This window comes from Clostridium sp. SGI.024 (assembly GCF_050315195.1).
Lineage (GTDB): Bacteria > Bacillota > Clostridia > Clostridiales > Clostridiaceae > Clostridium.
On the sequence record NZ_JBNPON010000032.1, the window covers coordinates 1 to 16,322 of the forward strand.

General features: G+C 28.5%; 17 protein-coding genes. 8 read left to right on the top strand and 9 right to left on the bottom strand.

The genetic code is table 11. The features are described from left to right. Nucleotides 1-545 precede the first annotated feature (545 nt). Complete coding sequence (locus ACQRD5_RS10080) at nucleotides 546-1,916, top strand: S1C family serine protease (protein ID WP_291632136.1); 1,371 nt, start codon at nucleotides 546-548, stop codon at nucleotides 1,914-1,916. Between the two features lie 222 nt (nucleotides 1,917-2,138). On the opposite strand, the gene ACQRD5_RS10085 is transcribed toward ACQRD5_RS10080, so the two are convergent. The 8 genes from ACQRD5_RS10085 to nagA all read right to left on the bottom strand — a co-directional run bounded on the left by ACQRD5_RS10085 (nucleotide 2,139) and on the right by nagA (nucleotide 8,796). After that, entirely contained in the window at nucleotides 2,139-2,750 is a 612-nt protein-coding gene (locus ACQRD5_RS10085) for a methyltransferase domain-containing protein (RefSeq protein ID WP_291632135.1), read from the bottom strand. A 60-nt stretch (nucleotides 2,751-2,810) separates the two neighbouring features. Continuing rightward, nucleotides 2,811-4,064 (bottom strand): sensor histidine kinase, encoded by a 1,254-nt coding sequence (locus ACQRD5_RS10090; RefSeq protein WP_291627472.1) that lies wholly within the window; start codon nucleotides 4,062-4,064, stop codon nucleotides 2,811-2,813. Further along, entirely contained in the window at nucleotides 4,057-4,737 is a 681-nt protein-coding gene (locus ACQRD5_RS10095; RefSeq protein WP_294167024.1) for a response regulator transcription factor, read from the bottom strand. The genes ACQRD5_RS10090 and ACQRD5_RS10095 overlap by 8 nt, the downstream gene beginning before the upstream one ends. Beyond that, nucleotides 4,730-5,284: a ubiquitin gene (locus ACQRD5_RS10100; protein ID WP_291627468.1), complete on the bottom strand. Its 555-nt coding sequence runs from the start codon at nucleotides 5,282-5,284 to the stop codon at nucleotides 4,730-4,732. Before ACQRD5_RS10100 ends, ACQRD5_RS10095 begins: the two co-directional genes overlap by 8 nt. 236 nt (nucleotides 5,285-5,520) lie before the next feature. Then, a complete protein-coding gene (locus ACQRD5_RS10105) occupies nucleotides 5,521-6,051 on the bottom strand; it encodes a DUF4342 domain-containing protein (RefSeq protein ID WP_291627466.1) in 531 nt (176 codons plus the stop codon). 189 nt (nucleotides 6,052-6,240) lie between these two features. Beyond that, nucleotides 6,241-7,092, bottom strand: a complete 852-nt coding sequence (fba, locus tag ACQRD5_RS10110; RefSeq protein WP_291627464.1) for a class II fructose-1,6-bisphosphate aldolase — start codon at nucleotides 7,090-7,092, stop codon at nucleotides 6,241-6,243. Nucleotides 7,093-7,132: 40 nt separating this feature from the next. Beyond that, complete coding sequence (locus ACQRD5_RS10115; RefSeq protein WP_291627462.1) at nucleotides 7,133-7,657, bottom strand: hypothetical protein; 525 nt, start codon at nucleotides 7,655-7,657, stop codon at nucleotides 7,133-7,135. After that, nucleotides 7,657-8,796, bottom strand: a complete 1,140-nt coding sequence (gene nagA, locus ACQRD5_RS10120) for an N-acetylglucosamine-6-phosphate deacetylase (RefSeq protein ID WP_291627460.1) — start codon at nucleotides 8,794-8,796, stop codon at nucleotides 7,657-7,659. The genes ACQRD5_RS10115 and nagA overlap by 1 nt, the downstream gene beginning before the upstream one ends. Before the next feature lie 191 nt (nucleotides 8,797-8,987). On the opposite strand from nagA, the gene ACQRD5_RS10125 reads away from it, so the two are divergent. From ACQRD5_RS10125 to yajC, 3 genes are read left to right on the top strand one after another with little or no spacing between them, the layout of a single operon-like run. Then, a complete protein-coding gene (locus tag ACQRD5_RS10125) occupies nucleotides 8,988-10,166 on the top strand; it encodes an SIS domain-containing protein (protein WP_291627458.1) in 1,179 nt (392 codons plus the stop codon). Nucleotides 10,167-10,210: 44 nt separating this feature from the next. Beyond that, complete coding sequence (gene agaF / locus ACQRD5_RS10130) at nucleotides 10,211-10,642, top strand: PTS galactosamine/N-acetylgalactosamine transporter subunit IIA (protein ID WP_291627456.1); 432 nt, start codon at nucleotides 10,211-10,213, stop codon at nucleotides 10,640-10,642. Between the two features lies 1 nt (nucleotide 10,643). Then, nucleotides 10,644-10,922, top strand: a complete 279-nt coding sequence (gene yajC, locus ACQRD5_RS10135; protein ID WP_291627454.1) for a preprotein translocase subunit YajC — start codon at nucleotides 10,644-10,646, stop codon at nucleotides 10,920-10,922. A 69-nt stretch (nucleotides 10,923-10,991) separates the two neighbouring features. Here the strand turns inward: yajC and ACQRD5_RS10140 are convergent, their stop codons facing one another. Next, complete coding sequence (locus ACQRD5_RS10140) at nucleotides 10,992-12,161, bottom strand: helix-turn-helix transcriptional regulator (RefSeq protein ID WP_291627452.1); 1,170 nt, start codon at nucleotides 12,159-12,161, stop codon at nucleotides 10,992-10,994. A 284-nt stretch (nucleotides 12,162-12,445) separates the two neighbouring features. Here ACQRD5_RS10140 and agaV point away from each other — a divergent pair, with 284 nt between their 5' ends. The 4 genes from agaV (at nucleotide 12,446) to ACQRD5_RS10160 (ending at nucleotide 16,284) form a co-directional block, all read left to right on the top strand. Then, on the top strand, nucleotides 12,446-12,922 hold the full coding sequence (gene agaV, locus ACQRD5_RS10145; RefSeq protein WP_291627451.1) for a PTS N-acetylgalactosamine transporter subunit IIB: 477 nt from the start codon (nucleotides 12,446-12,448) through the stop codon (nucleotides 12,920-12,922). 27 nt (nucleotides 12,923-12,949) lie between these two features. Then, entirely contained in the window at nucleotides 12,950-13,762 is an 813-nt protein-coding gene (locus ACQRD5_RS10150) for a PTS mannose/fructose/sorbose/N-acetylgalactosamine transporter subunit IIC (RefSeq protein WP_291627449.1), read from the top strand. Further along, nucleotides 13,752-14,594 carry a PTS system mannose/fructose/sorbose family transporter subunit IID gene (locus tag ACQRD5_RS10155; protein ID WP_291627476.1) on the top strand — a complete coding sequence of 281 codons (843 nt, stop codon included), beginning with the start codon at nucleotides 13,752-13,754 and terminating at the stop codon, nucleotides 14,592-14,594. Before ACQRD5_RS10150 ends, ACQRD5_RS10155 begins: the two co-directional genes overlap by 11 nt. A 325-nt stretch (nucleotides 14,595-14,919) precedes the next feature. Continuing rightward, complete coding sequence (locus ACQRD5_RS10160; protein ID WP_291627447.1) at nucleotides 14,920-16,284, top strand: DUF4317 domain-containing protein; 1,365 nt, start codon at nucleotides 14,920-14,922, stop codon at nucleotides 16,282-16,284. Nucleotides 16,285-16,322: the final 38 nt, after the last annotated feature.

Below are 16,322 nucleotides of genomic sequence, written 5' to 3' on the forward strand. Positions count from 1 at the left end.
AAAATGAGATGTATTTATAATATATCTCATTTTTTTAATTTTATATAATAAATATAATAATTATTTTTTTGTAATAGCTATCCATGTATATAAATGCATGATTATTTACTTTTAATCATAGGTGAAACATTTATGGAAATGCAATTTAAAATGAGTTATGAATTTAGCAATAATATACTGAACAATTCAAAATTTAGTTTGAAAATTCATCTATACTTTTTTTAATTAACTTCTCTCTCAGGGTCTTTATAATATGTATTAACTCCAATAACAATAACTACTCAAGCATAGTTAAAAGGAGAAGCGACATTAGAAACAGTTCCAAGGCAAATATAAGACTTTATACAGCTCTACGACATAATGCAGAAAAATCATAAAAAGACCTAAAGAAATAGCAGATTTATTTGTTAGATAAAAATGCAAGAAATAGTGTATAAAAATAAAAAAAGCTTAACTTTGGTATAAATGTCATATTATTGTCACAAATAAATTATATAGTAATAATTGTAAAGATAAATTATTACTATATTTGGGGAGGTTAAAATATGGAAAACAATATTAATAATGAAAATAATATAAAAAATAATAAAGATGTAGATATCAATAGTACAGCAGAAAATAATCATGAAAGTTTAAATACTGATGATGAAATTTTAGATGCTCATGAAAATGAAAATACAGTAGTTGAAGATGAAAATACAGCAGTTGAAGATGTAGATAGTTGTGAGGATACAATTACTTCTGATAATACAATTGCTTGTGAAGATACAATTACTTCTGATGATACAAATAATAATGACTCATTAGATAAAGAAAATAATGATAGTATTAAAGGAAAAAATGGTTTATTTAAAGCTATTGCTATAGTACTTATAATAGGACTATTAGGTGGTGCTGTAGGTGGTGGAAGTATTTATTATGTAATGAAAAAACAGCTTAATGAATTATCTAATAGAACTGTAATTGCCAATCCTCAAATCTTTAGCACGGATTCTGAAGCATTATCAGCTAGTGAAGCTTTTGAAAAGGTAGCTCCAGCAGTAGCTATTGTATCAGTTAGTGGTGTTATTGATTATAGTGGCATTATCCCTAAAGAAACAAGTGGAATTGGATCAGGTTTTATAATAAATGAAGAAGGTTATATTTTGACTAATTATCATGTAATTAAAGGTGCTAAGGAAGTAGTTGTAACTTTATCTGATGGTACAGATGCTAATGCAAAAGTTGTTAATTATGATGAAAATCAAGATGTGGCTATGTTAAAAATAAGTGATGATAATATTAAAGTTCCAGCAGTAGTTGAATTAGGAAATTCAGATGCTTTAAAGCCAGGAGAACAAGTTATAGCAATTGGTAGCCCTTTATCTAAAGAATTTGGTCAAACCGTTACTGCAGGAATTGTAAGTGCAACAAATAGAACAGTTAAAACAAGCTCTGGAGTGGAATTAAACTTAATCCAAACAGATACTGCAATAAATCCAGGTAATAGTGGAGGTCCTTTAGTTAATACAAAAGGTGAAGTTGTTGGAATTAATAATATGAAGCTAGCTTCTGATACAATAGAAGGAATAGGATTCTCAATTCCAATAAACAGTATTAAAGATAGAATTGACTCATTATCTAAACCTATATTAAATTTAGGTATATCAGTAAGAGAAATTAATTCAGAGCTTGGAAAACAATACAATATGGATGAAGGTCTATATATAGTTCAAGTAACAGAATTTTCTCCAGCAGAAAAAGCAGGATTACAAAGTGGAGACTTAATAGTTAAGTTTGATGGTCAAAGAATTACTACTTTTAATGAGCTTAAAGAGATTAGAGATACTAAAAAAGAAGGAGATATAGTTAGTATTGAGATAATTAGAAATGGAGAAACTAAGACAGTTAATTTACAATTAGAATCAAAGAATTAATATAATAATGTGGATCCTCTGGTAGAGATCATGAAAATCAGAAATTAAATTACTTCTTTGGAAACTCCTTGAATTTGATGGAATATCTCATTAATCGTTACACAAAAACAGTACCACATATTGATAAAAACTTATCACCAAAATAAAAATATTACCGAGAAAGCTCATATCAACTACTTTCTCGGTATTTTATATTTTATTCAAAAAATTAACTGCTTATTTTTATATCTTCTTTAAAATATAATCAACAAATCCTTGCCTAATTTTTTTCCCTTCAAAGATTCTTTCTAATACTCTATTTTCCTTATATAATATTCCCATGTCCTCAAAATATTTTTCCACTTCACATTCTTCAAAATATGAATGTATTACTGGAATATCATCCTCCATTTGCTCATATTGATTATTACCAATATCTATCCCTTCACCACAACGGAAATCACTTGTAGTAAGGAAATTTACAAATAGTAATCCATTTTTCTTTAATACTCTTTTCATTTCATCAATAGATTTTGAAACATCTTTCTTTGTCATATGAAATACAGAGTTATATGAGTAAACAAAACTAAATGATTCATCATCAAATCTTAATTTTCTCATATCTCCCTTTTCTATATTTAAGTTTTGACCTTTTCTATTTGCATATTTATTAGCCTCTTCTAATTGTTTAGAATTAAATTCAATTCCATAAGTTAAATATCCATATTCCACAAATAAGCTTAATGGTGGACAATCTCCTCCTGCACCACAATCTAATATTGTTTTTTCCATTTTTGTTTCATTACAATGCATTATAAATCTGTATAGTGGTATTTGTTTAAATACTTCATTCATAGATTCTCTCCCTCATTTTTATTTATTTGCATATAATACACTTAAATACAATTACGGCTCTTATAATTTCTTAGGTAAAAATACTGTTATTCTAGTTCCTATATCTTTTCTGCTTAATACAGAGAAATATCCTTTATGATTGTCAATAATCCATTTTGCTATTGATAGTCCAAGACCAGTACCACCATTTTTTCTAACTCTTGCTGTATCAGCTCTAAAGAAACGTTCAAAAATATGAGTAACATCATCTTCATCCATTCCAATTCCGTTATCTTGAACAGAAAAATAGGGTTCCTCTTTACTACTTATTCCTGTTTTTAGAATTATACATTCGCCTTCATCAGTGTACTTTGCAGCATTATCAATTAATATCCTTGCTGTCTGCTTGAGTAGGCCTATATCTCCATAAACTGTAGCTTTTTCTTTTTCAATATATTTATATAAGTGATTTTTATCTATCATCTTAGATTCTTCAAATACTTCTGTCATCATATCATTAAGTGAAAACTCTGTTATTTGAAGCTGGGTTTTACCATTTATTCCTCTAGCTAAAAATAAAAGTTGTTCTACCAGTTTTTTCATATTTTCTGATTCACTTTTTATAGCTTTAATAGATTCATCTAGAACACTTTCATCTTCTTTTCCCCAACGATCTAGCATATTAGCATATCCTTGAATTACAGATATAGGAGTTCTAAGTTCATGGGAAGCATCTGAAACAAATCTTGCCTGTTGCCTATAGGAGTCTCTCATTCTATCTAGCAAATTATTTATAGCTTCTTCTAATCCCTGAAGCTCATTATCTCCAATATGAAATCTTTCATCTGAAGCTACAGGACTAATTTTAGATATAGCATCTTCAAGGTTATGAAATTTTTCTTCATCAAAAGCCATATCACTGAGTCTATTTGCTGCTTCTGCTATTTCATTAAGAGGTTTTAATATTTTTCTAATTCTTGCAGTACCAAAAATTAATTCCTCTAACAAAAGTATTCCTTCAATAATTCCTATAATTTTAATTAACTTTATAATATTATAAAGAAATTCGCTAGCTTCCTTAACTAAAGTTTTACCATCATCCCAGGCTACTTTATAATTTGCAGTTTCTATAGGATAAAAGTTAATAGTTCTTTGTGCACTCTTCACAAACTCACCATAAAACTGTATTTCCCCTTCAATACACCAGAAGCCAATTAATATGGCTATTATACATATATCAAGAAAAAGGAATTTAAAGAATAATTCTCTTACGGAAATAGAATTAAGCTTTATAGCAATAGATGTAATATTTTTAACTTTACTTTTATTACTCATCTTTTATAACGTATCCTACTCCACGAATTGTAGATATAATCTTAACCTTAAATCTATCATCTATTTTTGTTCTTAAATATCTTATATACACATCTATTAAATTAGTTTCTCCCATATAGTCATAACCACATACTTTTTCCATAAGAACATCCCTATTTAATACTATATTTTTATTTTCCATTAATATTTGAAGCAAGGTGAATTCCCTATTAGTTAATTCTATTTCTTCATTTCCATACTTAACTTTATGTCTCATTCTATCTAAGGATAATAGACCACATTTAATTATATCCGTATCTTTTTTTGCTGTTACTACTCTCTTTTTTAGTGCTACTCTTATTCTTGCAAGCAGTTCCTCTATAGCAAAAGGCTTTGTTATATAATCATCAGCCCCTGCATCAAGCCCTGAAACCTTATCCATAACTGCATCCCTTGCTGTAAGCATAATCACAGGAATATCAGAAGTCCTTCTTAATCTTCTTAAAACCTCTAACCCATTAAGTTCTGGGAGCATTATATCAAGAATAACTAAATCTATTTCACCCTTTTCTGCTATTTCAAGACCTGTTCTACCATTATTAGTTTTTACTATTTCATAGCCCTCATGAACTAATTCTAGTTCTATAAATCTAGCAATTTTCTCTTCATCCTCAACTATTAAAATCTTAACCATGATTAAACCCCTTCTTAATTTCTTCCTTTATTTTTTTAACTACTAATGATATTTCTTTAAATATCTTATTTGCCTTATCAGTATTAACCCTCTTCGAAGCTACAGAAAACTCTATATCAAAGAAAAGTCCAACTATAACTAGTGGTATTACTATCCAAAATGTAAACATTAAAAGTAATATTAATACTGTAAAAGGAATCTTCAAAAACATTTTTCCATCTTTAGCTATTTCCAGGAAAATATTGTTGCATGTATCTATTACCCTGCATACAGCTTCGAATATCCCTTCAAACCCATTAGTATTTCTTGAACTCCTCTTTTCTCCCCCTTTATTATATATAGCTATATTCTGATTATTAATATAAGCATCCTTACTTTCATTAGTATAAAAAGTTTCTACTGAAGGTCCTTTTATTTTTCCTTTTTTCTCTAGGTATATAATAGCATCTAGAATGTCCCAATTATTTTTTTCTAAGACTTCTTTTGCTTCTTCATAACTTATATTTGCTTTATCTCTTAATTTTTCTATAAGCTTAATATCCTCCATAAATAATCCTCCTTATCTATGGTATAAATAAATTCTTTATTTTTCCAATATATATAAATTATATCATTTAGCTTAATCATTTGTATATTGCTTCACCTATTTGATTTTTCTTACTCTAACCCCCATCTCTAATACCTTAATAAAATTACATAAGTTACTTTTAAATCTTAAGAGAAAAAATTATAAAAAATGAAGAGACTTTGAAATATTCAAACTCTCTTCATTAACACTATATATTACTTTTCATATCCTTCTTTAAAGTCTTTTTTAATATTATCTGCTGATTCTGAGACTTTTTCTAAAACATCATTTACTCCGTTACAATTCATATTTGGACCAGACATTGAGTATCTATATCCACAGAATAATCCAACTACTAATAATATAGCAACTGCCCAAAAGAATAGTACTAATAAAAGTGCTGATATTGTTAATGATACTTTTATAGGTTTTTCATTTTCTTTTCTGATTTCAAAGTAATTTTCATTTCCCTTTTTAATCATCTTACCTATAAATTTAAATATTCTTCCAACAATTTCTCCAACACCGCCACTCTTGTCTTCTTTCTTCTGGTTCTCTTTTCTTTCATTATCCTTTTCTTTCACTTCAATAATTGTCGTATTTCTATCTTCAAACTTACCCATTTTCTCTAAGTAGAAAATAGCATCTAAAAGATCCCAATCAGACTTTTCAAGTGCTTCTTCTGCTTCTATACGACTTATATTTGCTTTTCCCATTAAGATTTCAATCATTTCATTTCTTTCCATTTTACTTCACCCCATAATTAATTTTTTCTTTATTATGGTTATATAATACTTTTATAAAATTAATCTAAGATATAAAAAAGATTAAAATTAGATTAAAATCTATTCTAAGTAACTAAAAAGGTAGTTAAAATTTAACCTAAATTTTAACTACCTTTAGCAACTAATTAAAAACTATCTATTTATATATTTTTAAGCTTTGTTTTCACATCCACAAACTCTCATTTTTTCCTTTACAAACTTCTTAACTTCGTCAAATCCTGCTTTATTATACTTTTTAGGATCTATTGCATCTGGATTTTCTGAAAGATATTTTTTTATTCCATCTGTATAAGCAATTCTTAGTTCTGTAGCATAATTAACTTTGCATATACCTCTTCTAATAGCTTCTTGAACCTTAGAATCAGGAATTCCTGAACCACCATGTAATACTAATGGAACTGATACAACTTCTCTTATTGCTGATAATCTATCTAAATCTAATTTAGGTTCTCCTTTATACATACCATGAGCTGTTCCTATGGCAATTGCTAATGAATCAACTCCTGTTCTTTCAACAAACTCCTTAGCTTCTAATGGATCTGTATATATATCTCCATCCCCACCATCTAAATCGTCTTCTTTTCCTCCAACCTTTCCAAGCTCTGCTTCAACAGCAATACCTGAAGATTTACACATATCTACAACTGATTTTGATAATTTTACATTGCTTTCAAAATCTCCATGTGATCCATCAATCATAATTGAAGTATATCCTGTTCTAAAAGCTTGAGATGCTAATTCAAAGCTTGACCCATGATCTAAATGTATTGCTACAGGTACATTAGCTCTACTAGCTGCTACCTTTACATTAGCTAAGAAATAATCAAGTCCTGCATAGCTAACTGTAGATGGGGTAGTTTGCATAATTACAGGTGCGTTCATTTCCTCTGCTGCACTGATTACTGCCATTACCATCTCCATATTTTCAACATTAAATGCTCCTACTGCATAATGTTCCTCTTGAGCCTTTTTTAATATTTGTTTTGTAGTCATTAATTCCATAGTACTTCTCCTTCTAAACTCTCTTTATTTAAATAGTAATTTATTGTTTTTTCATTTTACTAAAAGCAATAATATTAATAATACTAATATAAAAACTATATAATCCTATAATTGCACTTAATATTAAAAATATTAAATTTAAGTTTTGTTGTATTGCATTTATAATAATAAGAATACTTAAAAGTGAATAAGCACATGCCTTCATCATTGTTTTTTCTTTTTCTTTACTTTTAATTGTGCTTTCTAATATTGAAGTTTTCCTTTCTCTTTTAAAGTTCTTAATTACCTTTAACTTTTTTAAAAAGAAAAGCCTAAAATATACCTCTACTAAAAGTAAAGCCCCTATTCCAACTAGCAATGTATTTTGCCATGTATGAAAGTAATCTGCTAATAATATAACTACTATACATATGATAGAGTATCTATAATAAAATAGCCTAAACTTCTGCTCAATTTGCTTAGATACAATATAACCATTTTTATCAAAAACGTTATAATAAACTGTATCGCCATACATATCTAAATATATGTTATTTCCTGATAAACTTGGAACATCTTTTTTCACTACAACATCGCCTTTCCTAAACAATATGTTTGATGTACTGAATAATCATCATTAAGAACTACTAAATCACTGTCATAGCCTACTCCTATTCTTCCCTTTCGCTTGTCAAGCCCTAAGCATTTAGCAGGATTAATAGTACAAGAATTTATAGCATAGTTAAATGGAACCATAGCTTCTTCTACTAATATTCTAAGCCCTTCATTCATCCTTAAAGTTGAACCAGCTAATCCTTTCGTTTCTACTAAATGCGCACTGCCATCTTCATATATTTCTATTTCATTTCCTCCAAAAGTGAATCTTGAGCCTGGCTCATATCCCTTAGCCATTAAAGCATCTGTAATCATAATTCCATAGTCTGGTCCTTTAGAATTAAAGAAGTTATATAGTGCCATAGTGGTTGAGTGATTACCATCACAAATTATTTCTCCATACATTCCCTTAATTCTTAATGCAGCTCCTACTAGTCCATTTTTTCTGTGATTAAATGGAGTCATTCCATTATAAACGTGAGTTTGAGATCTAGCACCATGAGCAAAAGCAAATATAGCTTCTTCATATGTGGCCGCAGAATGACCTATACTAACTACTATTCCATTATTAAATAAGTATTCAGTAAGAGAGTAGTCTTCATCTGTCTCAGTTGCTAAAGTTACATATTTTATTAATCCTCCTGCTGCTTTTTGATAATGTTGAAACTCTTTAATAGTAGGCTTAACGATATATTCCTTTGGTTGAGCCCCCTTATACTCCATATCTAGATAAGGCCCTTCAAAATGAATTCCTAAAATTTCTGCTCCCTCATAACCTTCTTCAACTACCTTAGCAACATTAGCTAAAGCATTTGTAAGAACTTCTCTACTTTGAGTTATAGTAGTTGCTAATATTGAAGTTACTCCTTCATTTACTATTTTCTTTGTCCAATTCCTTAATCCAATTTCATTTGCGTCATTAGTATCGAATCCATATGCTCCATGGCAATGAATATCAATAAATCCTGGAACAATTCTTTTACTTCCGTAATCATAATTCACTTCTTTTTCATTATAGGTATAAATATTAACTATTTTATTATCATCTATTTCTATTTGTGCTGGAATAAATTGATCTGCAATCCAAACTTTTTTACTTTGTATTAACATGCTATACCTCCTTGTCCACTTTTTTATTTATCATAAATTAATTATACATAAGTTCAATTCTCTAATATTTGCACTTTTTAACATACATATTATATCTTTTAGCACTTCCATTGAATTTAAATTACTCTTTATTATAATTAGAATTATATGCAATAAATTATATAATTCTTAAGAAAATGGGGGATATTCACATGAAAATTTTTAACATTGATGAAAATGAAATGAATAAAAATTCAGCCATATTTACATTAAAAGAAATATATCAACAACCTAAAACATGGTTAAAAACATTAGCTCAAATAATAGAAAATAAAGATTCTATCCAAGAGTTTATTAATCAAGTTATAAAGTGTGATGATTATGATGTAATATTTACTGGTGCAGGTACTAGTGAGTTTGTCGGTAACGCTTTATATGCTTACTTAAACAAAGAATTAAATTATAAGGTTAAATCTTATGGAACAACTGATATAGTTGCTACTCCTGAAGCGTATATATCAAAAAATAAACCTACATTATTAATAAGTTTTGGTCGTTCTGGTAATTCACCTGAATCTATAGGAGCTGTAGAAGCTGCTAGCGTTGTATCTAATAACTTATACAACTTATTTATTACTTGCAATAAAGACGGTCAACTTTCTAAAATGTCAAAGGAAGTTAAAAACTGCTATGCTATAAATCTTACTGAAGAAACTCATGACCAATCTTTTGCTATGACTTCAAGCTTTAGTAATATGTATTTAGCTGCATATCTTTGCTTTAACCTTGATAAACTAGAAGAAAAATCAGAATTAATTAATGATATTGCTACTGCAACTCAAAACTTCTTAGATAACGGTTTCGAAGTTGTAAATAAAATAGTTACTGAATACAATTTTGAAAGAATAGTATATTTAGGAAGTAATATTTTAAAGGGAATATCTCAAGAGTCATCTTTAAAGATGCTAGAATTAACAGCTGGTAAAACAGTTACAAACTTTGACACTCCTTTAGGCTTTAGACATGGCCCAAAATCAATAATAAATGATTCAACTTTAACAGTTGTATATGTTAGTGATGATGAATATACTTATAAATATGAACTTGATTTAATAAAAGAAATTAGTTCACAAAGAAAAGGAAATAAACTAGTTGTAGTTACTAATAAGCCTAATACTGAATTAGAATCTTTATGTGATTACATATATGCTTATAATATTAATCATAATTTAAATAATGTTGAGTTAGGTTTAGCTTATATCACATTTGCTCAAACTTTATCAGTTCTAAAATCTTTATCAATGGGATTAACACCTGATAATCCTTGTCCATCAGGAGAGGTGAACCGTGTTGTTAAGGGTGTAACACTATATCCTTACACTTGTAAGTAAATTTAATAATTAAAAAAATTATGTTTTTATAGGAGAGTATTGGTATGATTGGATTAATAATTAGTGGTCATGGACATTTTGCATCTGGATTGCATACATCTTTAAATTTAATTGCTGGAGAACCTAGCAATGTAGAATATGTTGATTTTGAAGAAAATGATACAATAGAAACATTAAAAGAAAAATATTATATTGCTTTAAAAAATTTAAACCATTGTGAAGGTATTTTAGCTCTTAGTGACTTAGCTGGAGGTTCTCCATTTAAAACTTTAGTTGAAATAAAGACAGAAATAGAAAAACCTATGGAAGTAGTAGCTGGTGCAAATCTTCCTATGATCTTAGAAATATCTATGAGTAGGGATTTTATAGAAGACTTATATTCTTTAACTGAATCATCTATTGAAGTAGGTAAAAACGGAGTTGTAAAATTCGAATTTATAGCTCATGAAGATATTGAATGTGAGGATGGTATTTAATATGATAAATTGGGAAGTAGTTGTATGGACATGCATTACTATTGCAGTTTTAGCTGGAATAATTGCTCTAATACTAATATTTATATCTGCAAGAAATATAAGAAAAAGAACTTCTGAATTAAAAGATATTCACTTAGACTTAAAGCCTGGAGCGAAAATAATGTTTTGTGGTGGAATTTATGGAAAAATAGTTTCTGTAGGAAAAGAAACAGTTGAAGTTGAAGTTTCTAAAAATGTAGTTATAACTATTTCAAGATATTCAATACAAAATATTCTGTAATGCGGTAACGCACAATGAATAATTCTATATTTTAAATTTCTAATTTGAGCTGTTTTATAACAGCTCAAATTATTTTTTAAATACAGTTTGTGCATACTCACTAGGTCTTATTTCATAATGTTGTGTGAAAGCTCTAGAAAAATAATGTATAGAATTAAATCCCAACATAAAAGCTATTTCACTAATTGTATATTTATTTTCTTTAATTAATTGCTTACTTTTAGCTAACTTTAAATCATTAATATATTTCTTTGGTGAAGTATTTAAGTTATTTTTAAATAAAGTTTGCAAAGAGGATCTAGAAAGTGAAAATTTATTACAAAGCTCTTCTACACTAATTGGAGAACAAATCATATCATCAATATATTTAACAATTCCTTCTAGTATTTCATCTTGGAAATGCTGTTGTACTTCTGTAGGTAATTTACTATCATCTCCTCCTAGATAATCATATTGAAATAATCTAATTATAATTTCATGAAAATTACATAAAATTATATTTTCAGAATATGGTATTGTACTTGATATATTTTTTGCAAATGTTCTTACAGCCTTGTACAATTCTTTTCTACAGTGAAAAACTTTATTACATACTAAACTATCATCGTCACATTCCATATCAAACATAATTGTTAAATATGAACAAGAGGAGTCATTATTTACAGCTTGTGTATGAAATTGATTTTTTCCATAAATAATCAAATCTGATGAATTTAATATATATTTTTGGTCATCAATTGTTGTCTCTAAAGTTCCATTATCAACAAATGTTAACTCATATATATTATGCTTCTCCCCCTTGAATCTATAGTCTGGACTTTTTATTGTATAATAATAAGCTATTATTTCAGGAATGTTTATTGTAGGTAATATTCTATTATAAACATATGGTGGATTTAAAAATTCAAGTTTAAGATTATATATTGATGGTATTATAAGGTTGAATGTAGTTTTATCTGTCATTGAAATAATATTAAAGTACATATTAGGCTTAATTTCTAAATTTCTATGAATTGCAAACAACTTAAAATCCCCATTGCTTGAATCACTTATAAGTATAGATGCCATTCCATCAACTACTTCTATATATGCTGGTTCTAAAAAATTATATAAACTAGATACAACCTTGTCACCAGTTACAATTTGCTTTTTTATTAACTTTCCATTACTCATATCTTTAGCTTCATCATAAATAGTTCCATATCTTTTAAAATTAACACTAGTTGTCTTGTCATACATAAGTAATCACCTCGCTATAAATTTACTTTTTTTCACTTAGCACAAGATTATATAAATATTATTTGAATATTAAAAATTATATATTAATACTATTATAATATAATACTTATTCATATATAATTTTTATTTTATAAACATATTTAAATTAGCCATTTGTAAACGTTACTAAAAAAAATAAAATAAATACTAAAAAGTATAAAGATTCTTATTTGTCATAAGTATATAATAGATTATGGAATTAACAAATTAAAACATTTTTACAATAATTTAAAGGAGGTGATATTATGCCAAACATTTTATTAACGAGAATAGACAATAGATTAATTCATGGACAAGTTGCTACTCAATGGTGTGGCTCTATTGGTGCCAATTTAATTTTAGTTGCAAATGATACCGTCGCTAATGATAAACTTAGACAAGGCTTAATGGATATGGCTGCACCATCTTATGCTTCAACTCGTTATTGGACACTAGAAAAAACTATAAATACAATTCATAAAGCTAACGCTAAACAACTTATATTTATAGTTTGTGAAAATCCTTCTGATGTATTAAAGCTTGTTGAAGGTGGAGTTCCGATAAAGAAAGTAAATATCGGAAATATGCATATGGCTGAAGGAAAGAGACAAGTTGCTGGTTCTGTTGCAGTGGATGATAAAGATGTGGAAGCATTCAGAAAATTAAAAGAACTAGGAGTAGAACTTGAAATAAGAAGAGTTCCTACTGAAGGTTCAGAAAATGTCGATAAAATTTTTAAATAATAAAATATTGCAAGGGGGGAATTTACAATGGATTTTAATATTATACAAGTTCTATTGGTTGCAGTATTTGCATTCATCGCAGCCATTGACCAATTCAATTTCTTAGAGTCATTATATCAACCAATCGTATCCGGAGCTGTCGTTGGGGCAATTCTTGGAGATTTACAAACTGGACTTATAGTAGGTGGTACTTATCAATTAATGACAATAGGTAATATGCCTGTAGGGGGAGCTCAACCTCCAAATGCTGTTATCGGAGGAATAATGGCAGTAGTATTTGCCATTTCTTCTAAGTTAGATGCAACAGTTGCTGTTGGACTAGCTGTTCCATTTGCATTAATAGGACAATATTTTGTTACATTCTTATTTACAATAATGTCAGCACTAATGGCTAAAGCTGATAAATATGCTGATGAAGCAAATCCTAGTGGAATTGTTAAACTTAACTATTTAGCAATGGGTGCTTTAGGATTATTATTTGCAATCGTAATTGTTATAGGTTTAATCGGTGGAAGTGCTGCTGGTGAAACATTAAGTAATTTATCTGATAAATACGCTTGGTTCATGAGTGGACTTGGTGCTGCTGGTGGAATGATGCGTTATGTTGGATTTGCAATCTTATTACGTATTATGTTATCAAACGACTTATGGGGAATTTACTTTGCAGGTTTTGCACTTGCAACTATTATAGGAAAAATTCAAGGCTTAAGTGGATCAGCATTATTACTAGTTGCATTCGTAGGAATTGCTATATGTATTTACGACTTCCAAACTAATGTAAAAATGAAATCTGCTACAGCAAATATAGGAATAGGAGGGGATGATGAAGATGGCATCTAATACAACATTATATAATGATTTAACTCCTGCCAATAAACTTGATAAGAAAACCTTAAATAAGATGGTTTGGCGTTCATTATTCTTACAAGCTTCATTTAACTATGAAAGAATGCAAGCTGCTGGATGGCTATATGGTATTTTACCAGGTCTTGAAAAGATTCATACAAATAAAGAGGATCTTTCAAAATCTATGAAACACAACTTAGAGTTCTTTAATACTCACCCATTCCTAGTAACTTTTGTTATGGGTATTATATTATCATTAGAAGAACAAAAGGCTGATACTAACATGATTAGAGCTGTCCGTGTTGCTGCAATGGGACCTTTAGGTGGAATCGGAGATGCTATATTCTGGTTCACACTAGTTCCAATTACTGCTGGTATTACTGCTAATATGGCTATTAGTGGATCCTTAGCTGGACCAATATTGTTCTTATTGATATTTAATCTTGTTCAATTTGGAATTAGATATTGGTTAATGCATTGGTCTTATAACTTAGGTTCAAAAGCAATTGATATATTAACTAAAAATGCTAAAGAATTTACACGTTCAGCTTCTATTTTAGGTGTATTCATAGTTGGTGCTCTTACTTCTAACTATGGTGCAACAAAATTAGCTATTGAAATACCAAATGGAGAATCTCCAATCATTCTACAAAATATTTTAGATGGAGTTCTTCCTCAAATGCTTCCATTAGCATTCACATTAGGATTATTCTTCTTAATTAAGAAGAAAAAATGGTCTCCAGTTGCTTGTATAGGTTTATTACTAGTAATTGGTATAGTTGGTGCTTTAATTGGTCATTTATTTAGATTCAAAATGTGGGCATAAAATAATACTTTAAAAGAAAAATGATTTAAATGTGGCTGTGCACTAAAAATTAGTGCACAGCTCCTTTTTTCTAAAAAAATAAATCACAGACTCTATGGTTTTAAGATTTATGGTAAAATATTTTTATGATAAAAATAAATATTCTACAGAGATAATAAAATTATAGAGTATTATCTTATAATTGAATAAAAAAGAAGAAACGTAAGTTACAGCGTAAGGTATCAAAAAATACCTAATAAATAAGAGAGGAGCATGTTATTGCAAAACAAGTAACATTAAAGTTGAATTTACAACTTTTTATAAGTTTTGTGTAACAGTTTTTTATATGAGAAAAAAAGATATACTTGAATTAAAAAAAAGACTAAAAAAAGATCATTGTACTTTTACTAAAATGTGTGGCTGCTATGTTAATGGAGAAAAGCATATTATTTTAAAGTTTAGAGAAACTTTTTTAAACTTAGATGAAGATGAATATTTTAAATACTTAGAAATAGCTAAAAAAGTCCTATCTGGAACTATCGGAAATAATTTATTAGAATTAAACTTTCCAATTAATGATGACCTTATAAACGAAAAGCAAATTTCTCTTATGCAACTTAAAAATAGCCAACTAAAGGATGATACCCTTCTTGATAACTTTTATGATTCAATTATAGATAACTATGATTACACTGGTAACCTTTTAATACTTATCTTTCATGATGCCTACGATGTTATTACTAAAACTAAGGATAATGCAAAGCTAGACGAATCTGAAGAGGTATATGAATATGTCTTATGTGCAATATGCCCTGTTTCTCTTTCAGAACCAGGACTTAGATATTTTGAAGAAGAAAATAAAATCAAAGCTCGTATTAGAGATTGGATAGTTGAAGCTCCAACTAACGGATTTGTATTCCCAGCCTTTATTAATCGTAGTTCAGACGTTAATTCTATTATGTATTACACAAAAAATGCAAAAGACACCCATCCTGAATTAATGGAAAACACCTTAGGTTGCTATTCAAAACAAACTGCTACTATACAAAAGGAAACCTTCCAATCAATTATTAAAGATTCCTTTGGAGCTGATGAAAAGAAAGCTGAAAAAATCTTTATGGAAGTACAAGAAAATCTAAATAATATGATTGATGAATACAAGGCTATTTATGATGATGTAGATTCTGAACCTATAACCTTAAAAAAGGATGATATACAAAGCATCTTAATAGAAAGTGGAATTCCTGAAGAAGTTACTATGCAGATTGAGAAATCCTATGAAGAAGTTTTTGGAGATGATCTTCCATTAGCCGAAAATTTAATTGATTCAAAAGTTCTTAAGGCAAATGAACAAATAAAAAGAGAAAAGCACCTTCAAAAACAAGTGGAAATACTTCAAAATAGGCTTGAAGAGGTAAAGCAAGAAGCTGCTATAGATAATGAAATTTCTATGACTAATGATAGTAACTTAGAGGATGATAATGATACTATTACTTTAGAAACTTCTTCCGAAGTTGATATAAAAGAAGAATTAGATGATACAAACATAAAAGAGGATACTGATACCCTTAACTATGATGTTATACTTCAAGTAAAGCCCGAAAAAATACCTCAAATCAAATCACAAATCATTGATGGACAAAAGTGCATAGTTATTCCTATTAACGAAAATGAGCAAACTACTGTTAATGGATTAGATGACTTAATTTGATGTACCACTTCCACTTTGGTATAATATTCTAAAAAGTA

Excerpts from the sequence above, each read along its gene's own strand:
- ACQRD5_RS10080 (WP_291632136.1), top strand. The coding sequence starts at position 546 with ATGGAAAACAATATTAATAATGAAAATAATATAAAAAATAATAAAGAT.
- ACQRD5_RS10085 (WP_291632135.1), bottom strand. The coding sequence starts at position 2,750 with ATGAATGAAGTATTTAAACAAATACCACTATACAGATTTATAATGCAT.
- ACQRD5_RS10090 (WP_291627472.1), bottom strand. The coding sequence starts at position 4,064 with ATGAGTAATAAAAGTAAAGTTAAAAATATTACATCTATTGCTATAAAG.
- ACQRD5_RS10095 (WP_294167024.1), bottom strand. The coding sequence starts at position 4,737 with ATGGTTAAGATTTTAATAGTTGAGGATGAAGAGAAAATTGCTAGATTT.
- ACQRD5_RS10100 (WP_291627468.1), bottom strand. The coding sequence starts at position 5,284 with ATGGAGGATATTAAGCTTATAGAAAAATTAAGAGATAAAGCAAATATA.
- ACQRD5_RS10105 (WP_291627466.1), bottom strand. The coding sequence starts at position 6,051 with ATGGAAAGAAATGAAATGATTGAAATCTTAATGGGAAAAGCAAATATA.
- fba (WP_291627464.1), bottom strand. The coding sequence starts at position 7,092 with ATGGAATTAATGACTACAAAACAAATATTAAAAAAGGCTCAAGAGGAA.
- nagA (WP_291627460.1), bottom strand. The coding sequence starts at position 8,796 with ATGTTAATACAAAGTAAAAAAGTTTGGATTGCAGATCAATTTATTCCA.
- ACQRD5_RS10125 (WP_291627458.1), top strand. The coding sequence starts at position 8,988 with ATGAAAATTTTTAACATTGATGAAAATGAAATGAATAAAAATTCAGCC.
- agaF (WP_291627456.1), top strand. The coding sequence starts at position 10,211 with ATGATTGGATTAATAATTAGTGGTCATGGACATTTTGCATCTGGATTG.
- yajC (WP_291627454.1), top strand. The coding sequence starts at position 10,644 with ATGATAAATTGGGAAGTAGTTGTATGGACATGCATTACTATTGCAGTT.
- ACQRD5_RS10140 (WP_291627452.1), bottom strand. The coding sequence starts at position 12,161 with ATGTATGACAAGACAACTAGTGTTAATTTTAAAAGATATGGAACTATT.
- agaV (WP_291627451.1), top strand. The coding sequence starts at position 12,446 with ATGCCAAACATTTTATTAACGAGAATAGACAATAGATTAATTCATGGA.
- ACQRD5_RS10150 (WP_291627449.1), top strand. The coding sequence starts at position 12,950 with ATGGATTTTAATATTATACAAGTTCTATTGGTTGCAGTATTTGCATTC.
- ACQRD5_RS10155 (WP_291627476.1), top strand. The coding sequence starts at position 13,752 with ATGGCATCTAATACAACATTATATAATGATTTAACTCCTGCCAATAAA.
- ACQRD5_RS10160 (WP_291627447.1), top strand. The coding sequence starts at position 14,920 with ATGAGAAAAAAAGATATACTTGAATTAAAAAAAAGACTAAAAAAAGAT.